The organism is Facklamia sp. P13064 (assembly GCF_050409425.1).
GTDB lineage: Bacteria > Bacillota > Bacilli > Lactobacillales > Aerococcaceae > Facklamia.
On sequence record NZ_JBNUPM010000013.1, the window covers coordinates 1 to 22208 of the forward strand.

General features: G+C 35.4%; 24 protein-coding genes. 4 read left to right on the plus strand and 20 right to left on the minus strand.

Annotation, left to right across the window (positions count from 1 at the left end; all coding sequences use genetic code 11):
- The 12 genes from ACQV2S_RS06425 to ACQV2S_RS06480 form a co-directional block, all read right to left on the minus strand.
- Nucleotides 1-1141, minus strand: a 1141-nt coding sequence (locus ACQV2S_RS06425; RefSeq protein ID WP_428885227.1) for a transposase, incomplete at its 3' end; no start/stop codon positions are given.
- Between the two features lie 173 nt (nt 1142-1314).
- Complete coding sequence (locus ACQV2S_RS06430) at nt 1315-2025, minus strand: YdjY domain-containing protein (protein ID WP_428874878.1); 711 nt, start codon at nt 2023-2025, stop codon at nt 1315-1317.
- A 19-nt stretch (nt 2026-2044) separates the two neighbouring features.
- A complete protein-coding gene (locus tag ACQV2S_RS06435; protein WP_428872798.1) occupies nt 2045-2431 on the minus strand; it encodes a hypothetical protein in 387 nt (128 codons plus the stop codon).
- 20 nt (nt 2432-2451) lie between these two features.
- The gene (locus tag ACQV2S_RS06440) at nt 2452-3354 is read right to left on the minus strand and encodes a nucleoside hydrolase (RefSeq protein ID WP_428872797.1); all 903 of its coding nucleotides are present in this window, start codon (nt 3352-3354) and stop codon (nt 2452-2454) included.
- Nucleotides 3355-3360: 6 nt separating this feature from the next.
- Nucleotides 3361-4047, minus strand: a complete 687-nt coding sequence (locus tag ACQV2S_RS06445) for a TVP38/TMEM64 family protein (protein ID WP_428874880.1) — start codon at nt 4045-4047, stop codon at nt 3361-3363.
- Nucleotides 4025-4714, minus strand: a complete 690-nt coding sequence (locus ACQV2S_RS06450) for a TVP38/TMEM64 family protein (RefSeq protein WP_428872794.1) — start codon at nt 4712-4714, stop codon at nt 4025-4027. The genes ACQV2S_RS06445 and ACQV2S_RS06450 overlap by 23 nt, the downstream gene beginning before the upstream one ends.
- Before the next feature lie 48 nt (nt 4715-4762).
- Complete coding sequence (locus tag ACQV2S_RS06455) at nt 4763-5440, minus strand: TlpA family protein disulfide reductase (protein WP_428874881.1); 678 nt, start codon at nt 5438-5440, stop codon at nt 4763-4765.
- A 10-nt stretch (nt 5441-5450) separates the two neighbouring features.
- Complete coding sequence (locus tag ACQV2S_RS06460) at nt 5451-6104, minus strand: cytochrome c biogenesis CcdA family protein (protein WP_428874882.1); 654 nt, start codon at nt 6102-6104, stop codon at nt 5451-5453.
- A gap of 127 nt (nt 6105-6231) precedes the next feature.
- On the minus strand, nt 6232-6954 hold the full coding sequence (locus ACQV2S_RS06465; protein ID WP_428872790.1) for a glycine/sarcosine/betaine reductase selenoprotein B family protein: 723 nt from the start codon (nt 6952-6954) through the stop codon (nt 6232-6234).
- Between the two features lie 12 nt (nt 6955-6966).
- A complete protein-coding gene (locus ACQV2S_RS06470) occupies nt 6967-7647 on the minus strand; it encodes a TIGR04283 family arsenosugar biosynthesis glycosyltransferase (protein WP_428872789.1) in 681 nt (226 codons plus the stop codon).
- Nucleotides 7644-9161, minus strand: coding sequence for a TIGR04282 family arsenosugar biosynthesis glycosyltransferase (locus ACQV2S_RS06475; protein WP_428874883.1), 1518 nt, complete (start codon nt 9159-9161; stop codon nt 7644-7646). Before ACQV2S_RS06475 ends, ACQV2S_RS06470 begins: the two co-directional genes overlap by 4 nt.
- Nucleotides 9161-9619, minus strand: coding sequence for a hypothetical protein (locus tag ACQV2S_RS06480; protein WP_428874884.1), 459 nt, complete (start codon nt 9617-9619; stop codon nt 9161-9163). Before ACQV2S_RS06480 ends, ACQV2S_RS06475 begins: the two co-directional genes overlap by 1 nt.
- Nucleotides 9620-9788: 169 nt before the next feature.
- Between ACQV2S_RS06480 and ACQV2S_RS06485 the strand changes: the two genes are divergently transcribed.
- Nucleotides 9789-10505, plus strand: a complete 717-nt coding sequence (locus ACQV2S_RS06485; protein ID WP_428885228.1) for a rhodanese-like domain-containing protein — start codon at nt 9789-9791, stop codon at nt 10503-10505.
- Nucleotides 10506-10559: 54 nt separating this feature from the next.
- Here the strand turns inward: ACQV2S_RS06485 and ACQV2S_RS06490 are convergent, their stop codons facing one another.
- From ACQV2S_RS06490 to ACQV2S_RS06510, 5 genes are all read right to left on the minus strand, one after another.
- Entirely contained in the window at nt 10560-11600 is a 1041-nt protein-coding gene (locus tag ACQV2S_RS06490) for an ABC transporter ATP-binding protein (RefSeq protein ID WP_428874885.1), read from the minus strand.
- A gap of 10 nt (nt 11601-11610) precedes the next feature.
- Nucleotides 11611-12405: an ABC transporter permease gene (locus ACQV2S_RS06495; RefSeq protein ID WP_428874886.1), complete on the minus strand. Its 795-nt coding sequence runs from the start codon at nt 12403-12405 to the stop codon at nt 11611-11613.
- The gene (locus ACQV2S_RS06500; RefSeq protein ID WP_428874887.1) at nt 12395-13303 is read right to left on the minus strand and encodes an ABC transporter permease; all 909 of its coding nucleotides are present in this window, start codon (nt 13301-13303) and stop codon (nt 12395-12397) included. Before ACQV2S_RS06500 ends, ACQV2S_RS06495 begins: the two co-directional genes overlap by 11 nt.
- Nucleotide 13304: 1 nt before the next feature.
- Nucleotides 13305-14531, minus strand: coding sequence for an ABC transporter substrate-binding protein (locus ACQV2S_RS06505; RefSeq protein WP_428885229.1), 1227 nt, complete (start codon nt 14529-14531; stop codon nt 13305-13307).
- 74 nt (nt 14532-14605) lie between these two features.
- Entirely contained in the window at nt 14606-15685 is a 1080-nt protein-coding gene (locus ACQV2S_RS06510; protein WP_428885230.1) for a sulfurtransferase, read from the minus strand.
- A gap of 199 nt (nt 15686-15884) precedes the next feature.
- Here ACQV2S_RS06510 and ACQV2S_RS06515 point away from each other — a divergent pair, with 199 nt between their 5' ends.
- The 3 genes from ACQV2S_RS06515 to ACQV2S_RS06525 all read left to right on the plus strand — a co-directional run bounded on the left by ACQV2S_RS06515 (nt 15885) and on the right by ACQV2S_RS06525 (nt 18756).
- A complete protein-coding gene (locus ACQV2S_RS06515) occupies nt 15885-17033 on the plus strand; it encodes an aminotransferase class V-fold PLP-dependent enzyme (protein ID WP_428875766.1) in 1149 nt (382 codons plus the stop codon).
- A 104-nt stretch (nt 17034-17137) separates the two neighbouring features.
- Nucleotides 17138-18064 carry a selenium metabolism-associated LysR family transcriptional regulator gene (locus ACQV2S_RS06520; protein ID WP_428872777.1) on the plus strand — a complete coding sequence of 309 codons (927 nt, stop codon included), beginning with the start codon at nt 17138-17140 and terminating at the stop codon, nt 18062-18064.
- 89 nt (nt 18065-18153) lie between these two features.
- Nucleotides 18154-18756, plus strand: a complete 603-nt coding sequence (locus ACQV2S_RS06525; RefSeq protein ID WP_428872776.1) for a TVP38/TMEM64 family protein — start codon at nt 18154-18156, stop codon at nt 18754-18756.
- Nucleotides 18757-18799: 43 nt separating this feature from the next.
- Here the strand turns inward: ACQV2S_RS06525 and ACQV2S_RS06530 are convergent, their stop codons facing one another.
- The 3 genes from ACQV2S_RS06530 to glmS all read right to left on the minus strand — a co-directional run bounded on the left by ACQV2S_RS06530 (nt 18800) and on the right by glmS (nt 22120).
- Nucleotides 18800-19171 (minus strand): Spx/MgsR family RNA polymerase-binding regulatory protein, encoded by a 372-nt coding sequence (locus ACQV2S_RS06530; RefSeq protein ID WP_428872774.1) that lies wholly within the window; start codon nt 19169-19171, stop codon nt 18800-18802.
- Nucleotides 19172-19291: 120 nt separating this feature from the next.
- The gene (locus tag ACQV2S_RS06535; protein ID WP_428872773.1) at nt 19292-20197 is read right to left on the minus strand and encodes a YitT family protein; all 906 of its coding nucleotides are present in this window, start codon (nt 20195-20197) and stop codon (nt 19292-19294) included.
- Nucleotides 20198-20329: 132 nt separating this feature from the next.
- A complete protein-coding gene (gene glmS / locus ACQV2S_RS06540) occupies nt 20330-22120 on the minus strand; it encodes a glutamine--fructose-6-phosphate transaminase (isomerizing) (RefSeq protein WP_428885231.1) in 1791 nt (596 codons plus the stop codon).
- Nucleotides 22121-22208 lie beyond the last annotated feature (88 nt).

Here is a 22208-nt window from a genome sequence, read left to right on the forward strand (position 1 = left end):
CTGCTTCATGATAAGTCCAATTGAAGACTTTCTTTTCATCGGATTGCCATTTTTTTGTCTGTTCTTTTAACATCGTGCTATAGGGGATGATGGCGATGGTATCGGGATGATGGTCTTCTAAGTAGGCATAGTTGGACTCGGAACCATACCCAGCGTCCATCGAAACATAAGTCATCGAATCAATGAGTGCACGGTGGGTCTCAAAGAATGGTTGAAGCGTTCGTGTGTCGGTTGGATTGGGATAGATGTCATAAGCTAATACATATTGATGACTGGTGGCGATTTGTAGGTTATAGCCAGGTTTAGTTTGACCGTTTCGCATTGGATCTTCTTTCATCCGCATAAAGGTCGCGTCAGTATCCGTTTTAGAATAAGAATGACGGTCACCTAAAAGATGACGATGTTTTTCATAGTTTTGTTTCTTTTCAATGCGTTCATTGAGTTGGTGCTTGAGAGATTTTAAGCGACGACGTGATTGCTTGGCCGGATTAGGCGATTGTTTCTTTGTTTCTTCCACTTCTTTTTCTAAAGCTTCGAGACAGCTCTCTAACTGTGTCATCACTTCTTCCAGCTGATCCATCGTTAAGTCTGTTCCCTCAGGAAGTGTCATGTCTTGATAGGCTACTTTGGTTTCTTTTAACAGCTCTTTGATTTGTGCTTCATTGGCTTCATCAAAACGGATGATGTTCTTTTTCCAGACGAAGGTATATTTATTCGCATTCGCTAAAATTTTTGTTCCATCAATAAATAAAGCATCGTCTATCAGACGTTGTTCCATTAAATAGTTTACAAGTCCATCAAACCCAGCATCTAGAATGTCTTGTATGCTCTCATCCACTCGGCATCGGCAGATCGTGGTATGTGAAGGGACTCTACCTTGTGTTAACCATTGAGCCGGTAAGTTTTCAGCCGCAAAGCGTTCAATCTTCCGACTGGTAAATATCTCTCGAGTATAGGCAAAGAGAATGAGCTTTAAGACGGCAGATAAAGGGTATTCTCTCGGGCGACCAAACACATAAGGATGATCAATGGCTAATTGGTTGACCAAGCCATCAATAAAGTGGACAACATGTGCTTCTTCAGGAATATAGGCATAAGAGATTTCCAAAGCTAATTGATTTGTGTTATAATGAAAATGCATTTTTATGTCCTTTCTTTTGTGTTAGAGGAGAGGCATTGACGAAGCAGAAAGCGTCAACTTTCTGCTTTTTTATATCTTTATTATACCATAAAAACCACTATAAACATTGTTTAAACAACGTTTATAGTGGTTTTTCGGTTTGAGACTTATGATACAGCCCCTCCAATGAATTATTATTCTGCTTCAGCTTTTTCGTTTGATTCAACTTTCTTATCTTTACTATCCTCTTTGTGGATTGAATAAGTAATGATTACCGGAGTCCCTTCTTCTGGTAAAATCTCACCATTTCCTGAAAACGCTACTTCCCCTCTTTTTTCAACGGCCCCGTAGGTATAAGTAGCATTTGAAATAAGTCCGACTGGGCATGAATCTAAACAAGTGATACAACCTGTATGTTTATCATGGGCACGCCCTTTATTTCCACCAAAGCGGAATTCAAAGTCATTGCCATTAGAATCAATAATTGTTTCACTTAGGTTGTATTCTTTTTCAGCACCTTCCCAAGTTACTTTAATATCCATTAAATCCCCTGCAACATGCGTTTCTTCCGCATTTTCAGCCGTCATATTATCGCCTGGTTCTGCCCCGATTTCTATTAAAGCTTCATAGAATTTATTTTGATTAGCAGTTGTTCCGAATACCGATTTTCCACCAAAATTACCATCATCGAAGACCACGGCATGACGGGTAGATGTTTCTAAGTATTTTCCATTTACGTAAGCATATATCGAAATGGTGCCTGCTTCCTTATCGACCACCATCGGGTTTTCCTCTGTCGGTAAATTTGCAGGAGCATCTTCCTTTGCAAGTGTTGGGACAGATAAAGATAAAACGGTAACGAAGGCAAAGACAAGTGTCATTAATTTTTTAATCATTTTGTTCATATTATTCATCCTTTCAAAATTAAACTTGCTGACTTTTTAGCTTTCGATCTTTCAACCAAAAGTAAATCATTAAAAGAGTCATGACTATCATCAAAATTAAAGTAATCATTTTAATTTGACCTATCTTCATATCTAAAAAAAACATATCGCGAACATTATAATAAAAAATATTAGGTGATTTAACAAGCATTAAAGTAACGACACTAATAAGTCCTAGGAAGTAAGTTATTGGTTTTATCTTGAACAAAAAACTTACCATGATAAATAGAACAAAAACTATCCAACACAAAACCCAAGTATGCACTCGCATTTCTAACCATACCCAATATGACATTAAAGCGCTTGCTAGAAGAGCAAAAATAAACCCTGAGCAAATTGCTATTAGTAAATTATGCCATTTGAACATCCAAAAACCTCCTTTGCTATTTAATCTTCCAATTTAACATTTAGCCAGCGCTGAAATAAATTCTTTCGTATTTGATCTGCCTTTTTAACAACAGGTGTATTGATTAAAGCTTTTTTTAAAGGTCTAGAGCTTGAGTAAGGACTGAAATCAAAATCTTCCGCTATTAAAGAACCCATTGAGAGACTATTAACAGAAACATTAAAAGAAGTCCATTGATCCTCAAATAATTCAGGATTTACTAAATAGACCGCTGCTAATGAATCCCAATTATAAAAGCCTTTAATACCATACTCATCTTCATTATCGACAAACCAAGGTTCTGCATAGTTTTGAATTAAATGAGCAATGGCCGATTGTTGGTTAGAAAAAGCTTCTTCATATTCTGATCGAGTAAATAAAAGATCTAAACAGTGATTAGCTGTTAAAATAGAAACATTTCTTCCCTTAGTTAAAACGGTAAAAGCAGCCTGCGGATCAATGGAAAAGTTCATTTCTCGCATTTCTTGCTTGTCAAAGATCAACGGCTGAGTAATCCCACCCATTAAGACAAGTTGTTTAACTTTTTTGAAGAAATTACTGTCTCTTAGATAGGCCCCTTGCAAGTTGGTCATTGAACCGACTGCAATAATGATTAACTCATCTTTATATTTATTAGCCAAATCTACCAATAGCTGGCTTGCTGGTGTTAAATAATCAGCTGTTTCACTTGCACCTTTTGCATAAGGAATTGAATGAAGGCCAAGTTTGCTTATTAATTGACGGGTCGATTGGTCTACTTGCTCAATGGTCGAATTCCCAAATGTCGAAGTGATACCCACTATAGCGACTTCTGGACTCCCTAATAAATACATCAGCGCCAAACCATCATCAATGTCGCGATGGGGTGTGAAAAAAGTATTATCAAAATCAATTAAAACTTTCATTATCCCTTATTCCTCCTCATCTACTTCAAGCTTTTGGGCTACTTCTGGATTTTTCTTCTTAATAAATTTCCCTAAAAAGGCTGTGCCGAATACTAGTAAAGCCACTAATATTATTGATAGTGAAAAAGAGGCATCACTAGGTTCTAAAGCCTTATCGCCAACATTTACAAAAATAAATGTCCCCGGCAAAATGCATATGAGAGAAATCCAAAGATAGTCCCAGAATGAGATATCCGTTAAGCCAAAAGCATAGTTTTCAACATTATAGGGAATTACAGGCATAATCCGAGCCAATGCAAGAACTAACTTTAAATGTTGGTTATCGGTGGTCAATATCCCTTTGGAACTAGGATATCTTTTAAATAAAAATTTTTGTGCCGGTTGCCTAAATAAATAGCGCGAAATTAAAAACATGAAAGTTAGATTCAAAGCCGCACCTATAAAAGTCAAGATGGAGCCTAACCATAATCCAAATCCCATTCCTCCAGCAAAAGCTAGGAAAGGAACAGGGAAAAACCCCATCGGTAAGAAAACCCAAAGTAATACATAAATCCATTTTGCAGAAGACCCTGATTGTAAGATTATTTCTCGTACACGCTCGGTTGAAAAATTTAAGGTCAGCCAGATAGTTAAAGCTACTAAAGCAATCACTAAGCAAACCTTAAACCATTTACTTAGCTGCTTTTTTTGCATGGCGTTCATTATAAATCGATTTAACAATATAAATGACAATTGTTACAGCAAATAGTGACATTAATCCAATAAATAATTGTTTACCGCCACCACCGAAGTTTTGTCCAATATAAGAATAAACAAGAGTAGCCGGCAATTGACCGATTCCGGTTGCTAAAAAGAATGGCCAGAATTTCATAGAAGTTAAACCAGCTGCATAAGAGACTAGGTCAAAACTAACAAATGGTAATAAACGGCAAACTACAATGGTGTACTTTCCATATTTTTCAAAAAACACATCTAAAGATTTTAAGGCTGTTTTACTGGTAATCTTGGCAACTGCGTCGCGTCCCAAAATTTTAGCAATGTAAAAGCATAAGGTCGCTCCAGCCATTGAAGATGTCCAAGACAATACCGCTCCCCAAAACCATCCAAAAATGGCAGCATTAGATAGAGTGATTAAGAAAGCAGGAATGGGTGAAAGAATCGATTGCAAAATCATCAAGAAAAAGGAAACACCAGCAGCAACATTTCCGTAAGAACGAATATAAGCAATTGTCTCTTCTAAATTAACTGCTTTCATGGCTGAAATAGACTCGTTAATAAATGACTGCACCGAGGGAATAAAGAGATAAGATAAAAGTGATAATACAAGTACAACAATCACTGCCAATTTATTTTTTTTCATAAGAACCTCCTAAATATTAAACTCCACCACCATCAAAATTTTACATTTTTATAACAATTCCTCGATTTGCTCTAGTAATTGCTTTTCATTGATTAGGCCAATATGATGGTATACTACCTCTCCTTCTTCATTTATAAAAATAGTAGCGGGCAAAAAGGTAGCTTGTAGGGACATCATGGTTGAAAAGTTAACATCATAGAATACAGGAAGAGTCAAATTAAGGTCTTCTAAATATTCGTTCACTGCTTCTTTAGTTTCGCCAGGTTGCGAATTAGTGGCATTGATCATATAAAAATCAATATCTTCTTGGTAATCTTCCCAAGCCGTTTGAAAATAAGGCATTTCTTTTTTGCATGGTGGACACCAAGTTGCCCAAACATTAACAACCATAGGTCGACCAAAATTTTCAGATAAAGTCATTGATTTATCTACTTGATCTTTAATCCTTACACTATCTACATTAAGATGACCATATCGATCTTGTTTTTCTTCATTTGTGCTATTAAGCTGACTACTTTCTTCCCTTGAAGTTTGAAGAGATACTTCTTTTCCTTCAATAACCTCTTCGCTTGTTTTGTTAAATGTTAAATCGATCTCATTGACAGTTTCCTGAATTGTTTCTTTTTTATCGATAGATAAACTTTGATCTTGAACTTTGTTATAAATAAAGCCCCCCAGACCTATAATAACGATTAAAAGCAAACCATACGTTAATAACTTTTTCATTGTATTCCTCCTAGACTAGTTGTAGTAAAAGCGTTTCTAAGATGCCTGATATTGTTAATAAACCGAAAAGGATTAAAAACCAGCCTGAAGATAGATTGACTAAGTGATAATGTTCCTTGATAAATGTAAGGACTTTTTTACTTTCATCTACCAATAATGCAGACAGAATGAAAGGAATACCTAAACCTAAACAATAGCTAATTATAAGCAAAAATGAAGTCCAGCTAGTAGCGACACTGGCTATATAAGTTAATGCAGAAGCCAAAAATGTTCCAACACATGGCGACCAAGAAATGGCAAAGACTAGACCAAATAAATAAGGATTGGCCACATAGGAACCTCGCGAATGAGGCCTTAACTTAGTCATTAGCTTTTGACCATTAAGATAATCGACACCCATAATAATCATAATGCTTCCTGCGATAAAGTTAACGACTTGTCGGTGCATCATAAAAAAGGATCCTACAGTGGACACAAAAAGACTTAATAAGATAAATATCGTAGAAAATCCTAACATAAATAAAATTGCTTTAATGAGGGTTTGTTTAGTAGAGCTCTCCCCTTCACTGCCTGCAAAGAATGCAATATAAAGTGGAAGCATTGGCAGTAAGCAAGGAGAGACAAAAGTCATTAATCCCTCGATAAATAATAATAGATAGTCCATATTTTTAAGCTCCTTTCTCACAAAGATTATCATGCCATTGGAGTCATTCAACTAAAAGTAATCACGCTAGTATAAATAAATTAATTATTTGAAAGTAAGCCGCTATTCGCATTATGTGATTGAATAATTAAGCTTTTTTAAAAGGTCTTATCTCCTCTGCCCCACCTGATACAGCAAAATCTAAGAATTGATCCATAACTTGCCAATGCTTAATAGAATCATTCGCCTCTCCAAAAGTTAAACCTAAAGGAAAATCAATGGTAAACATTCTAGGTGGTCTCGATTTGGCTGCCACTTTAGGTAAGTGCATAATTGAAGCGGTACGGATCCCTTGCTTTTCTACTTCTCTTTGGATTAGCCCAACGGACTGATGGCAAATATATCAGCCAGGAGAAAGGAGTACCAAATCTACTTGATCTTCAACTAACTGACGGGCAATCGCAGGTGCTGTTTCATCAATTAGTAAATTTACTTTTGGTATATAACCCATTAGGCCATAATGGCGCGGTGCAACAGAGCCGATTTTGCCCTTTGTTGCCATCTCTTGAAGCATCTGTATGGGAAAGACACAGTTTAAATCTTCATCTGCCGGTCCATGATCATAATGATCATGAGTAATCATAATATTTTCCACCCGACTATCCCCAGGAATCATTCGGAAAGTATGATCTCCCTTAATATTAAAAGGGGCATCGCTTTTCAAATGGGTTCCTGCTGTTGTGATAAATGCTACCCTACACTCTGAAAGAGGTTTAGTTAATTCAACATTAGAGGGGGCTTCATCGATGGTAACCACCATTCTTTTGGCTATGGCTGCAATGATATTTTCTTTAATACTTCTCTTTTTCATTCGAATCCCCTTCTACGAATAATAGACTTGAGTGATTGCTTTCATTGAGTAACCCTTACGAAATAGATACTGGCAATATTGCATCTTAAGAAGTGTTCTAAAGACACCTTTTTCTTTAAAACGACGGTCCGAGGTATAAATGAACTGATCTGCTACAACTAATTCTTCACCCTTAGCCTTGTTTCGTAAAAATAAATCATAGTCTTCCATTAAAGATAAAGCATGAAAACCTCCTAGTTCCCAATAGTAATCTTTTGTCATAAAAATCCCTTGATCACCGAAAGCTATCTGTCGATGTTTAAGTCGCCAATTTGATCCATAAGCAATCGCTCTTAGCCATAAATTATCTGTTTGAAAGTCTAATGGAAAAGCTCCAATCTTTCCTTTCAGCAGACTACTCAGGATGACCTTTTTTGGAGAACGTTTAAAGTAGCTATCTGCATGTAAGAATAAAAGATAGTCTCCTTTGGCCTTTTTAGCCCCTACAGCTAATTGACTACCACGACCCTTTGGACCATTCAGGACTTTATATTGATTTTCGCTAATAAATTCTTGAGTTCCATCTTCACTACCACCATCTACAAACAGAATTTCAATTTCTTCGTCCTTTAAATGCTGTAGATGCTTTAAAGTTTGAGGTAAAATTTTTCTTTCGTTATAAACTGGAATAATCACACTGATCAAATAATTCATAAGGTAATATCCTCCAACTTTTCAATATAAGCTTTAATTTCTTGTAAGAAAACAGGGCTAATAAAGCGGGAGATGGTTTCAAAAGAGTGGTCATTTGACTTAACTTTTTGTGCTTCTAAATATTGAACATAAGCCATCGAACACCAAGTGACTCCTCTTAAACAAGTAAAATGAAGATATTGTTTAAGCTTATCTTTATTAATTTTCACCTGGGAGGACTTATCATACTCTTTAATGAAAGCGGAGATTTGCTCATATGAAAGTAAGTGGTCTGTTTTCCATAATGTGGTTGTGGGAGCTAGAAAATGAGCGATATCTTGTTCCCTCTCACCAACCAAAGGCTTCTCCCAGTCAATTAAATAGGAATCACCTTTAGAATTAATCAAAAAATTGTGTGAATTAAGTTCTGTATTAATAACGCAAGGATTGCTTAATTTATTATTGAACGAATATTTTTTCAGACCTGCCATCAATGCATCGATTAGATCAATAACCTCAAGATCTCTGCCCTTCCATTTTTGATAATGACTATACATGTCAACAAATTCCTGATACATCAGTTGGAAGGGATTATTAGCCTTAATAAGATGAGGAATGGTCTGGCTATCTACACTATGGATTCTAGCCAAAATATTAGCAGCTTTGGATAAGTCCTTTTGATAGTCTAAGGGATGACCGGGGAGGTATTCTTCAATTAAATAACCCTTACCTAACAACTTAGTATGAGGCTGGCATTGATATACCTTCGGCACAACCCCTGAAGAAGCCAAACCCTTCAGTGCTAAGTATTCATATTCAATTTGATTGTCTAAATTCATTTGCGAACCTAAAGCAATCCTAAAAATCTTTCTGCCCTTATCAATTAGAAAGTTGGCATTATATTCCCCCTGATTAAAATAAACTGCATCTGGATCTCCTGATAGATAACGCACCACATCTTCCCGCGTGTCTAGGTCACGAATGGTTTCTGTCAACGCATAGGAAAGTTTTGCTGCAGAAACTTTATTGATCGTCCTTTGGCATACTTCATCGTGTGAATAATTCTCTAAATCAAAAAGAGACTTAGAGAACAAACGGCTGGCTATAATGCCATAACCTCCATCTAAGGTAGGAGCTAAAACAACATCTTCAGTGTCTAGCATGTCAATCATTTGCTCAACCAAAGATTGCTTGATGTCAACTAGATCACAGCCTAATAAAAGAACTTTATCATAGCCACGGTTAAAAATTTGCTGCATGGCTCGCGACATTCGTTCTCCTAAATGAGCTGTTTCAAGCTGGCCGAATATCTTATCACTATCAATAGCTAAGTATTTTTGAATGGCTAATTTTTGATCAGCAGGTGCTACAAAAAGAAAGATGTCTGCATCCACCTTACAAATTTCTTTGTAAGTTTGTTGTAAAAGGTGAATCGATAGATGGTGAATATCTTCCTTAGGTAAAAACCCTTGTAATCTAGTTTTGTTATATCCAATTAAAGGTAATTTGACAAAATAAATAATTGCAGTCGACATTATATGGCTCCTATCTTAATTTCGCATTCTTTAGTCTGAGGATGGAATAAAAAAATTAATAAACAACCTATCAAATTTCCAACTCCTAAAAGTGGTAATCCTACTAGGAAATACGGATACATAATTAAAAGACTTTTATCTGTAAAAAAGCTCATAATAATTAGTTCAGACAGAGAAACGATCAACAGTATCGCCCAATGTGTTTTCCAAGAAAATTGATAACAAAATTGAATCCAGCTTTTAGTTTTAAATAGAGCAATAATAGCAATTAAAATAATGAAAATAGCTACAACATACCAAATCCAATGATAGTTTTCAGCAAACCAAAACTGATTAAATTGAAATTCTCGATAATACACATGGCGATAGAGTCCTATCCGCTTACTAGCATATTCATTCACAAAAAAACCACCTGTGACTATTAATATTTCAATCGCCCAATATATTTTACTTAACATTTTGGACCTCCTCTTATAACCTTGCTCATTATAGCATACAGCTACTTTTTTTTGAATGAATGTTTTATTGATATTACTAATAAATAGCCCGTATTTATTTAATAAGTCTATTTGTGATTAGATGACCATTTTAATAAAATAAAGACATCAAAATAAAGGAGTGGGTATAATGCAAAAAACACTTTTAAAATCTTTAAAACTTATTGTCACTTTTGTAGCAGTTTTTGCTTTGGGTCTTTCGAACGTTTACGCCCAAGCTGAGATAATGACAGGCGAAGAACTTGAAAAAATCCAACTAGATAAAAAGAAAAAGGAAAAATATTTGGTAATTGATGTCCGACCTGAAGAAGACTATGCAGAAGGACATCTTTCACATGCCATTAATATCCCTTTAGATCAATTAGAAGAACAATTAGAACGATTAGAAGACTACCAAAAGATGCCAATTATTGTTTATTGCAACACAGGTAATAAGTCTGCAGAAGCTGCTAATCTTTTAATCGATAATGGCTTTGAAGATGTTAAAGATGCTGTAGGGGTTAAAGACTTTGAATATACTTTAGTGACTTATGAATCTATCTTGCCAGATACCTTCATTGAAGCAGCCGAAGCAGGCGAAACCATTTTCATTGATGCACGTGATCTTAAAGACTTTGAAAAAGCAAGTGTAGAAGGAGCCATTCATGCTTCAGTTGATAAGCCAGAAACTGTTTTAGAACAATTACCTGAAGACAAAGAAGTTGAAATTATTACTTTCTGTTATTCTGGTAATAAATCCGCTCAAATAGCTAACTTCTTAACCGAAAAGGGCTATACTAATGTCAAGAATTCTCTAGATGGTACAAAAGAAAATAAAAAAATTCCAATTATTGAAAAAGCTTCATAAACGATTGTAAGCAAAAAGCCCAACTTATAATTGGGCTTTTTCTATTTAAATCTATCATTCAAAACTAATAATATCTGCATGATTAACATAAAGCCAATATTTTTCGCCTACTTTATAATCTTTTAATGACTGGTGCAAGACATTGACACTCCATTGTTCACTTGAATTGATTAATTGAAATTTTAAATCTACATACTCTGGGTATTCAAAAAAATGGGTTAGTTTAGCAGGGAAAATGAGACTGGAAGAGGAAAATAAACGTTCTGTCTTAACTTCCACACGAATTGGTCTGACAAAAATTTCTTTGCCAATATAGTCTTTTAATTTAACATTAAAATCCATCTCTAACCAGTCTTTTCTACTTTCTTCAATAACTTTTAAACGGTTCAACACTCCAAAGAAACTACCCACATATTCATTTTTAGGATGATCAAAGACATTTTTAGGATAATCCACTTGCACTAAATTACCCTCATGCAGAAAAGCGATACGATCAGCAAATTGTACCGCTTCTCGCTTATCATGTGTCACTAAGATGGTTACCAGCCCTTTTTTAACATGTAAGTTATGTACTAACTGGCCCATCTCCCTTCTAAGAGGCTCATCGAGTCCGGAAAAAGGCTCATCCAACAAAAGAACCTGAGGTTCATTGGCTAAGGCTCTTGCGAGTGCTACCCTTTGTTGTTGACCACCTGATAGTTTATGGATGGAAGAAGCTTGTAAACCAGGTAAATGCACATCATTCAATAAAGATGCTACCCGCTCATCGATCTCTTTAGCTTTCATTTTCTTTAACCTCATAGGAAAAGCAATATTTTCTTTAACGTTATAATGCGGAAAAAGTCTTAAATCTTGAAAAACCACCGAAACTGGACGGGAATGACTTGGTTCTTTCATAATAGAAGTTTGATTAAGTAAAATATCTCCCTCAGCATTTTCAATTAGTCCAGCTAGTGTTTTCAAAAAAGTAGTTTTTCCAGATCCAGAAGGCCCAAGTAAAGCTAAATACTCTCCTTTTTTAACTTCAAGATTAAGATCTTTTAAGACTTTGTTATGACCCAAACTCACTGATATATTTCTAATGATTAAAGACACGGTTCACCTCCTAATAATAGTCGAATTTTTCATATTTACTTTGATATAAATTGGAAAGCCAAGAGAGTAGTCCCATAACTAAAAAGCTAATAATTAAAAAGAACAAAGCGTATATGCTAGCAATTGTACGATCGTTTCTTTGTAAATAAGGAAAAATAATTACTGATAGGGTTTGAATCTTCCCCCCACCTATCATTAAAGTCAGGAAATACTGACTAAAAGAAACAATGAATGACGTAGCCAAACTGGTCGCAAGAACAGGGAGCAGCAGTGGAAAAGTTATTTTCCAGAATGCTTTCAACTTATTTGCTCCTAATACCCATGCTTGCTCTTCTAAATGAAGGCCAACCGCATGGTAGGCATCAATCACTAAGTATGAAGCATAGGGTAAGGAATAAATCAAATGGGCTAATATCACGCCCCAAAGCTTATTAGCCCAGCCCCATTCAAACATTTTTTGATGAATACCTGTAGCAAAAACAATCACAGGAATTAGAAAAGGTAGGGCGATAGTCAACTGAATAAAATTCTTAAAGAAGCCTTTAGCCATTACCGTCGCTCTAGCAGTCATTAAGGCAATCAAAGATGACAGCATGGCTACACATGACGAAATAAATACTGAAGATAGTATAAGTGTTAGTAATTGATTAGGTTGCCGTACCAGATTTTCAAACCCTCTTAGGGACAAATTGTGCGGGATCAAATGAGGCCATGGCCAGCGAGCAGTAAATGCCCAGATTAATAAAATACTAATTGGCAAAAAAATAACTATAAATATTAAGAAATGAATAGTCTTACGATACATCTCGACCCACCTTTTCTTCACTGAATAGTTGTTTCTTTAGTTGTGGATAAAATGCTATCAGATAAATTACTACAACGGCCATCAAACTAATGAGTATTAAAATTCCATTATATGCCATTGCCAAAGGACGTTGGCTTAAATCAGGATGCATATATGCTTGATAAGCTGCAATTGGTAATGCCTTAGGTAAAGTTGGTCCTAATAAAGCTGCTAGCTCGTAGGAACCAAAAGCGTACATAAATATAATGAAAAAGGCAGCTAAGATTGTGTTTTTTGATAAGGGTAGCACAATCTTAATAAAACTTTGTAAGCGACTGGCTCCAAGCGTCTGTGCAGCTTCGCCAAGTTTATTATTGATTGAACTTATTATAGGATAACAATAAAATAAAACAAAAGGAATTTCTTTCCACATAAAAGAAAAAATAATGCCCCAACCATTTGGTTGAAACATTAATGCATCAAACCAAGCTTGGGCATTTGAAATTCCCATTGCAAATAAAATTCGTGCAAATATTCCGGTTCGTCCAAACAGTTGTAAAGTAAACAGTGCGACCACTAAATGAGGAACAATTATAGGAATTTTTACTAGCGTCTGTTGCCATCTACTTAATTTTTCTTGAACAAGCCAAAAGTAAGCCCAAGCTAGACCCATAATCGTTGAAAGAAAAGCTGAATAAAAAGCAATTTTCAATGAAAAAAACACTGATTGCTTAAATTGTTTATCATTTAATAAATCTTGATAGTAAGTCAGACTGAACTCATTTAAATTTAAAGAAGGAATGTATCCAAAAGACTGCACTATTCCAATCATTACACCTAACAGTAAAAACAAACTTAAAATGAACTGAGGCATAAATAAGAGAACTGCATAAAAACGCTTCTTCTTCGTAAGCTCCATTTTATTTTCCTGCCACTTCATCTAGCCAAATTTCTTCGATCAAAGGCACTAATTGTGCGGGCATTTCTGGCAGTCGCTTAGATAAAAGTTGTTCTTGTGGTATTATCCCCTCGCCAATTTCTACTTCCTCAAAGTCTGCTTTTAATTGATCATTTAATTTATCATTATCGATTACCGGAATTAGACCGAGGTGTTCGTATTTTGATAATTGCATTTCTGGCGATAGCATTTCATTTATTGCTACCATAGCGGCTGCTTTGTGTGATGCATTTTTACCAATTGCTATAAAGTTAGTATTACCTATTGTGCCCTTTTCAAAAACAAATGATTGGGCAGTCGATGGATACATTCCCTGTTCAATTGATCGAGCAATTTCATAAGCGTTATAGTTGATATGAAAAGCAACTTCTCCATCCATAAATAAATTGTTTAAGGCAGGACCATCGCTTGGATAAGTTTTCCCCTCACTCCATAAATAAGGAGCCAATTCATTTAAGTAATCCAAAGCCGGTTGAATGAGAACTTTCAGCTCTTCTTTATCTGTTTCCATCTTTTGAAATTCTTGATAATCAACAAATTCATAGATAATATTCCGAACAAAAGCGGAACCGGTAAAATCTGGCAATGCCGGATAAGTAAAGCTTCCAGGATTTTCTTTTACATATGCTAACAAGGATTCAGCATCTGTAGGAGTTTCTTTAGTTACTTCTGAATCTTTAATTAAAACAAGCTGAGATTTTGAGTAAGGAGCTTCAAAACCTTCAATTGGATAGCCAAAATCCTGATTGTTTTCTATATCTTCTATATCTATAAATTCTTGATAATTTGGTAAAATTTCTGTGAATGGACCATATAAGAGTTCATTTTCTCGAGCAGATTTAAAATTCTCGCCATTGATCCAAATCATATCCATTTCACTTTCGCTAGTTTGAGCTTGCTTCTCACTCACTAATTGACTCAAAATTTGATCGATATCCATCGGAATACGGTTTAACGTAATATCATATTTTTCTTTAAGTCTTGGTCCATATACTTCATCTAACCACTGGTTAAGCTTTTCATCGCCGCCCCATCCATAAAAATTAACTTCACTTCCTTTTGCTTGCTCTACTATTTCTTCAAAAGATAAGTTGTTTAATGGGCTTCCCTCATTGGCAAAAACATATGTAGTATTGACTATTAAACTGGTTATAACAGCTAAACTTAATAATTTTAGAATTTTTTTCATTAATATTCTCCTTAATAAAAAGCATGCTCGTCGTCAATGGCGAGCACGCTTCCTTGTATTTTTGAAGATGCTTTCTAATTGGTTTCTTTTCCTTCTTCTAAATCTCCAACTGTTTTATATTTTACCGAATCTGATTGAGGATCACCAATTTGAACTTCCAAATCATCATTCATTTGCCATTCATTCCATCCACCATCAAACATGGTAACATCTAAACCCCGCTCATACATCAACAAGAATGGAAGGCTAGATCTCCAACCAGTTCCACAATAAAAGGTTAAATCATTTTCAACATCAAAACCTTCTTCTTGCCAAAAAGCCAAAATCTCATCGAAGCTTTTATTTGTACCGTCTTCATTTTTAAAATCTTCCATTCCTGAACTATTAGCTTCTCCAGAGCCCCTCAATAATGGACGTCCCCAAACTGCTCCTTTAGGTTCTCCCGCTTTAGGAATATAAGAGTATCCTGATTCTATACCTAACCATTCATTTTCAGAACGTAGAGAGACTAAGCGAAAGTTGTCATTATTAGCTAAAGCATCCACAGTATCATCTAAAGATATAAGATATTCAGAATGAGCAGGCACTTCGACTCCAAATTCTTTAACAGCTGCAGGGACCACTTCACCTTCTTCTATTTCGTAACCTGCTGCTTCCCAAATAGCTAAGCCGCCATCTAGAATTTTAACGGATTCAACTCCTGTGTACAATGCAGCATAAGCTACACGGTCTACACCTGTATCAGGTCCATATAAAATCAACGTCATATCTTTATCAATCCCATATTTTAATAAAGATTCTTCAATTTCTTCGGCAGATCGCAAATTCCATACAGGACCCTCTTCAACCGAATCCGTATTAATATGAATCGCTCCAGGCAAGTGTTTTCTCAAATAATCTGGACTTGCATCGGCTTCGCCCCAAGTGACTTCCGCCAATACATATTTTTCAATGTCTGAATTACCATCTAAGACCTTTTTAATCCATTCTGCATCAACATAAACTTGTTTGTCCGGATCGACAGGGTATTGCTCCTCACTTGAAGCTTCGGTAGTGTTTTCTTCAACTTCATCTTCAGCATTAATTCTAGCAAATGGTTGCATAAGCCCAACAAATAATACAGTCAACATCAACCATGAAAACATTTTTTTCATAAGACACCTCCTTATATATATATTTTTACTGGCTAATCATATCACTTCAAATATGCACCGACAAGCTTTGTTAGAACAGCCTTGAGCATTTATCAGAATAACTGATGAAAGCGATATCAATTCAAATTAACCATGAAGGCCCTTATCTATTAAGATATAATGGGAATGATAATATAAATTTTAAAGAGGAGAAGATCTTATGATTTATTTAGATAATGCAGCCACTTCCCTAAATAAACCTCAAGTAGTCATTGATGCGGTCATTGACGCCATTCAGCATTCTGGCAATGCTGGCAGAGGTTCTTCGGATTCAGCCATGCAAGCTTCTCGAAGCATTTTTCAAGCCCGTCAATCTTTGAATCAATTGATTAACGGCAAAGACCCTCGGCAAATAATTTTCACTCATAACGCTACAGATAGTTTAAATACAGTTATTAAAGGATTATTTAAGAAAGGTGACCATGTTATTACGACTGTCATGGAACATAATTCCGTTCTAAGACCTCTCTATGAACTAGAAGAAAATGGTCTTGAACTGACTATTTTAGGCATCAATTCGAAAGGAATTATTGATCCGGCAACAGTAAATAATACCATTCAAAGCAACACCAAAGGAATGGTCATCACTCATGCTTCCAATGTTACTGGTGACATTAATCCGATCAAGGAAATCACTCAAATTCTACACCAACACAATCTTTTAGGTATTGTAGATGCCTCACAGACAATTGGCTGTATACCTATCGACGTAGAAGCTTTGGACATAGATGTTCTTTGTTTTACAGGACATAAAAGTCTTTTAGGTCCGCAAGGAACTGGTGGTATATATGTTCACCCAGATGTAGAGATTCATCCACTAAAATCAGGTGGAACAGGCATTGATACCTTTAGTCATCATCAACCTCTTGATTACCCCTCACGCTTAGAAGCCGGAACTTTAAATAGTCATGGAATTGCTGGTCTTGCAGCAGGTGTAAATTATTTAATTGATTATGGAGTGAATAAAGTAAGAGATTATGAAAGGAATCTCTTAAACATCTTTTATAAGGAACTTCAATCCATTCCCCAAATAAAATTTTATGGTCATTTTAATCCTACTGTAGACCGCTGTGGAATTCTTTCAATTAATCTAGGCGATTTTGACTCGGCCATCGTAGTTGAAGAACTAATTGACCGAGCTGAAATTATAACACGAGGTGGTGGTCACTGTGCTCCTTTAATGCATGAAGCATTAGGAACCAAGGAACAAGGAGTTGTGCGATTCTCACTATCGCATTATACGAAAAAAGAAGACCTCATGGTCGCCGTTGAATGTCTTAAAGACATTCAAAAAGATCTATCTGAGTAATTTTAAACGATTCGACAATTATTTATTATTTTTTCTAATAAATACCTCTCTCACCTTAAAATCAAAAATAAATATTAAATCGATATCAGAAAGTAGTGACTTTTGTGGAATTAAAACAAATCCAAACCTTTATAACAATAGTAGAATGGGGTAGTTTTTCAGAAGCTGCTAACCAACTCTACCTCTCTCAACCAACTGTCTCTTTGCACATTAAACAATTGGAAAATGAATTAGGCATCGAATTAATTTCACGCACAACTAAAAGCCATGAATTAACTACCCAAGGACAGGAATTTTATAAGTACGCACAATCCTTATTAAAAATGTCACGTAACATTGAAACCACCTTTTCTCAAAGAAACAACCATGAAATCACAATCGGTGCCTCATCCATTGCTGCTTCTTATCTTCTTCCGTTAGCTCTTTCGGAATTTGCCAAAGATAATAAAGAGATGCGGGTCTCCCTTCACCAAAGTGATACCATTGATATTATTAATGATATTGCCCTAGGGTCTTTAAATATTGGTATTGTTGGCTCTCAATCGATGAATAGTAACTTGACTTTTGAGAAGCTCTTTTCGGATAAATTAGTCATTGTTACCCCTTATAATCAAGAATTCATACAATATAAAGAAACAGCTTATCCAATTAAGAAGATCTTAGAAAAACCTTTCATTACTCGCGAGGAAGGTTCAGGAACACTTAAAGAATCAGCATTGATACTGAGAGAGTTGGATATCGATCCACTCAAACTGAATAAAGTTTTTGAAGTAAATAATAATGAAACGATAAAACAATTTATTAAGTTGGGGGTTGGGATTTCCATTCTATCAGAGCTAGCTGTTCAGCCTGATGTGAAACATAAAGAAGTTTTAACCTTCGATATTGAAGGAGTGAATTCTATACGAAACTTTTACTTGGTTTATCGTAAAAATACACACCTTCCTGAATCCGTTAAAAACTTTATCAATTATATTCGTAACTATCAATTATCGGTTGAACCTTTTCAGTCCGATCAATCAATTAATTAAGACTTAAGTCTGTCTGATTTTGGTTAATTTTCATCTATGATTGTCATATCATCAACATATGTTAAAATGTTTTTGAGGAGTGTGACCCGATGGATGAAAAAAGACAAATTTTAACCCGAAAATGGATGCATTTCCTCAATATTTTGGGACTCATAGTTACTTTCATATTAGTTATGTGGGGAATTCAAGCAGGTGTTTTTACCGACGAGAGAAAAATGCTAGTAATGATTAAAGGTTTTGGCTTTTGGGCGCCCTTGATTTTTATTATCATTCAGATAGCCCAAACCATTATTCCAGTTATGCCGGGAGCGATTACTATTCCCATCGGAATCTTAGCCTTTGGTCCCTTTTGGGGTTTCGTCCTCAATTTGTTACCCATCTATCTCGGATCTTGGGTCAACTTTTGGATTGGTAGAAGATATGGAAAACCTACTGTCCGAGCCATACTCGGCGATAAGTCTTATGGTAAAATGATCAGACTTTACGAAAGAAAAAACATGGGAAATTGGCTTTTTACTTTTTTAATGTTTTTTCCCTTCTCGCCAGCTGATATTCTCTGTTATGGAGCTGGAATCACTACTATGACTCGCAAGTACTTCATTTTATCCTTGCTATTTGGCAAACCTGTTTCCTTAGCTTGTTATGGTTTTGGAACAACTTATATTTTACATTGGTTAACATCATTCTTTTAAAAAAGAGGCTATCACTATATAGTTGATAACCTCTTTTTATGTTTTAAGCTTTGTTAATTTCCCACACTCGGTTAATTATTTTTAAATTAGAACCACTACTTGCCTTTTCTTTTTCAATTAAAAATGGTCTTTTAATTAGCATACCGTTTTTACTCATTAGCTTTAAAACTTCTTCAGAAGACATACTATCTAAACGGTCTTTTAATTTCATATCTCGGTAGACCTGTCCAGAAGTATTTAGCATTTTGCGAATATTGCCATCTGTCGATTGATAAGCCACTTTTAATTCCGAAAGAGAGGGGGGATTGTCGCGAATATCTTCTATCTCAGTCAATTCCAAACCATTTTCCTGCAAATACTTCATAATCTTGCGACAAGTTGAACATTGCTTTAAACCATATACTTTAATCATCATTTTCCCTCCGTCATTCATTAAAGAATACATAGCATAATTAGCTCACAGTATTATAAAATTGACTCTAATTTTTATCTCGTCCAAAAAATCGCCTTCCAATTTTGAAGACGAGTTCTTTTATTATTCATCGTAAAAACGGCGATTTTTATTATTAGGATTATAAAAAGTAAATCCTTGTCCAATAACTTCTTGAACATCACTAACTGTAACAAAAGCATTTGGATCAATTGAAGCAATATGTCGCTCTATTTTCACCACTTGCTGTTTAGATACAACAATATATAACACTTCTTTTTCCTTATGGGTGTAATAACCATAAGCTCTGAAAACAGTGATCCCTCTTGCAATTTCTTCGGTAATCATCTGACAAACTTGTTCTGGTTCTTTAGTAATAATTAACATTGCCTTCCGACGACTAAAGCCATCCGTAACAAATTCTAAGGCAGCTGAGGTTAAAAATTTCATAAAAATAGTAACAATAGTGTTTTCAGCACCTATAACAAACCCAGAAGCTAAGACAATTGACATGTTTAATAAAAAGGTAGCTGTGGCAAAATTAATCCCAAGGTATTTCTTTAAAATCATGGCGATAATATCTGTTCCAGCCGAAGAACCATGTCCTTTAAGAATTAATCCTAAACCAATACCCATTACAACTCCGCCTGCCATTGCCGAAATTAGCCGGTTTTCTGAAATAAAAACAGGTGGAAAGACAGTGTTTAAAGCCCAGGAGGTTACAATCATGGCATAAATTGTAAAAATTAATGTACGTTTTTCAAGAAATCGATAACCAATCAATAGAATAAAAGAATTTATAATGAGGTTTGTGGTCCCAGTAGGAATATCCTTGATATATTTTAAGATAATCGCGATACCTGCCACTCCACCATTACCAAAATGATTGGGGATTACAAAACTGTTTACCCCAGCAGCATAGACGAGACAGCCTAAAGTAACCATAAAGATGGAATAGGCAAGTGCCCATGGTTTCACCTGTAGCTGAAGTTTTGAAATTGACGGTTTCATTTATTCGCTCCTAATTTTATATTTCATTATCTATTATAGCGTTTATTCGATTTAAAAAACAGAACCTTCAGATGACTTTTTAATTAAATTTCTGTGGATAAAACCTCAGTCATTTCTCATCTTTTTTATAAATTACTCCACCGTTACCGATTTAGCTAAATTACGTGGTTTATCTACATCAAGCCCCCGTTCAACTGTTGCTAAATAGGCAATCATTTGGCAAGCAACCACACTCACAATTGGAGTTAAGAGCGGATGCACAGATGGAAGAACAAAGTCTCCTTCACTTGCGTATGGTTCACTTGCTATTACAAACGTTTTGGCTCCGCGCGCTTTCACTTCTTCTAAACTAGACCGCGTAATGGAAGCTGTTACTGGGTCAGTTATTAATGCAGTAACAGGCGTTCCCTCTTCTATTAAAGCAATTGTTCCATGTTTTAATTCTCCTGAAGCAAAAGCTTCGGTGTGAATGTATGAGATTTCTTTTAGTTTAAGAGCTGCTTCCATGGCTACTAAATAATCCATATGACGCCCTAAATAGAAAGCATGCACTTTATCTGCAAGTCCATTTTTTACCCAAGAATTTAAAGCCTCTTTTTGAGTAAGGACCCTTTCAATGGCTTGAGAAACTAATGATAACTCATGTTTCATTGAGAAATCCTTTTGGCTTGCAAGAACATCTGCTAAAATCGCTAAGACTGTTAATTGAGCTGTATAAGCCTTTGTAGAAGCCACAGCAATTTCCGGTCCTGCATTCAATAAAAGTGTATAATCCGATTCTCTCGAGAGAGTAGATCCCTTGACATTAGTTATAGTTAAAGATGGATAGTTTAATTCATTGACTTTCACTAAAGCTTGTCGACTATCAGCTGTTTCGCCTGATTGAGAAATAAATATAAAGAAAGGTCTTTGACTTAATAGCGGCAAGTGATAAGAAAACTCTGATGAAAGATGAACTTCCACTGGTATTTTCGCCAAGTCTTCAATCATCACTTTACCTACTAAACCTGCATGATAAGAAGTCCCACAAGCTAAAATATAAAGACGATCCGCTTGCTTAATTTCAGATAAAAGGTCAGCTTCAATAGTAAATTCACTATCTTGATTCTGATAATAAAGAATATTTTTACGAACTACAGCAGCTTGCTCATCCATTTCTTTAAGCATATAGTGCGGATAAGTTCCTTTATCAAGATCACTAGCATCTAAGTCTGCAATATAAGAAGAACGGTCAATGACTTGACCCGATAAGTCCTCAATTAAAATGCCATCCGATTGAATCATCAATAATTCACCGTCGTGAATTTCAATATATTCACTGGTCAAATCAATCGTTGCCATTGCATCCGATGCAATTACATTGAAATCGTTTCCCATGCCCACTAATAATGGTGATTTTTTCTTAGCAGCATAAAGAGTTGTGGGGTCTTCTTTATCAATTAATCCAATAGCATAAGAGCCTTCTATCAATTGAAGCACCTTTTTTAATGCTTCTTTGGTAGATATTCCTTCTTGTGAGAAGTTAGCAATTAAAGCAACAATTACTTCTGTGTCTGTTTGTGACTTTAATGATACTTCACTTAAGTAAGTTTTCTTTAAGTCTAAATAGTTTTCAATCACACCATTATGGACTAAAGTAAAGCGATCAGAATTAGATTGATGGGGGTGAGCATTTTCTCTATTAGCAGAACCGTGGGTTGCCCACCGTGTGTGACCAATACCAATACTAGAGTTAAATTCTTGATTTATTGCCCTTTCAAGGTCGGCAATTCTACCTTTCTCTTTAAAAAGATGACCCCTACCTTCTTGATCTAAAAGATAAAGTCCGGCCGAATCATAACCACGGTATTCTAATTTTGCCAATCCATCAAGTATAATTCTTTGTACATTTCCTTCACCAATAAATCCAACAATTCCGCACATAAAATACGCCTCATTTCTTTCAATATTTTATGCTTTCGGTGCATAGAATAGACTCTGTCCAAGTTCTCGCGATCTTGTTTTAACTATT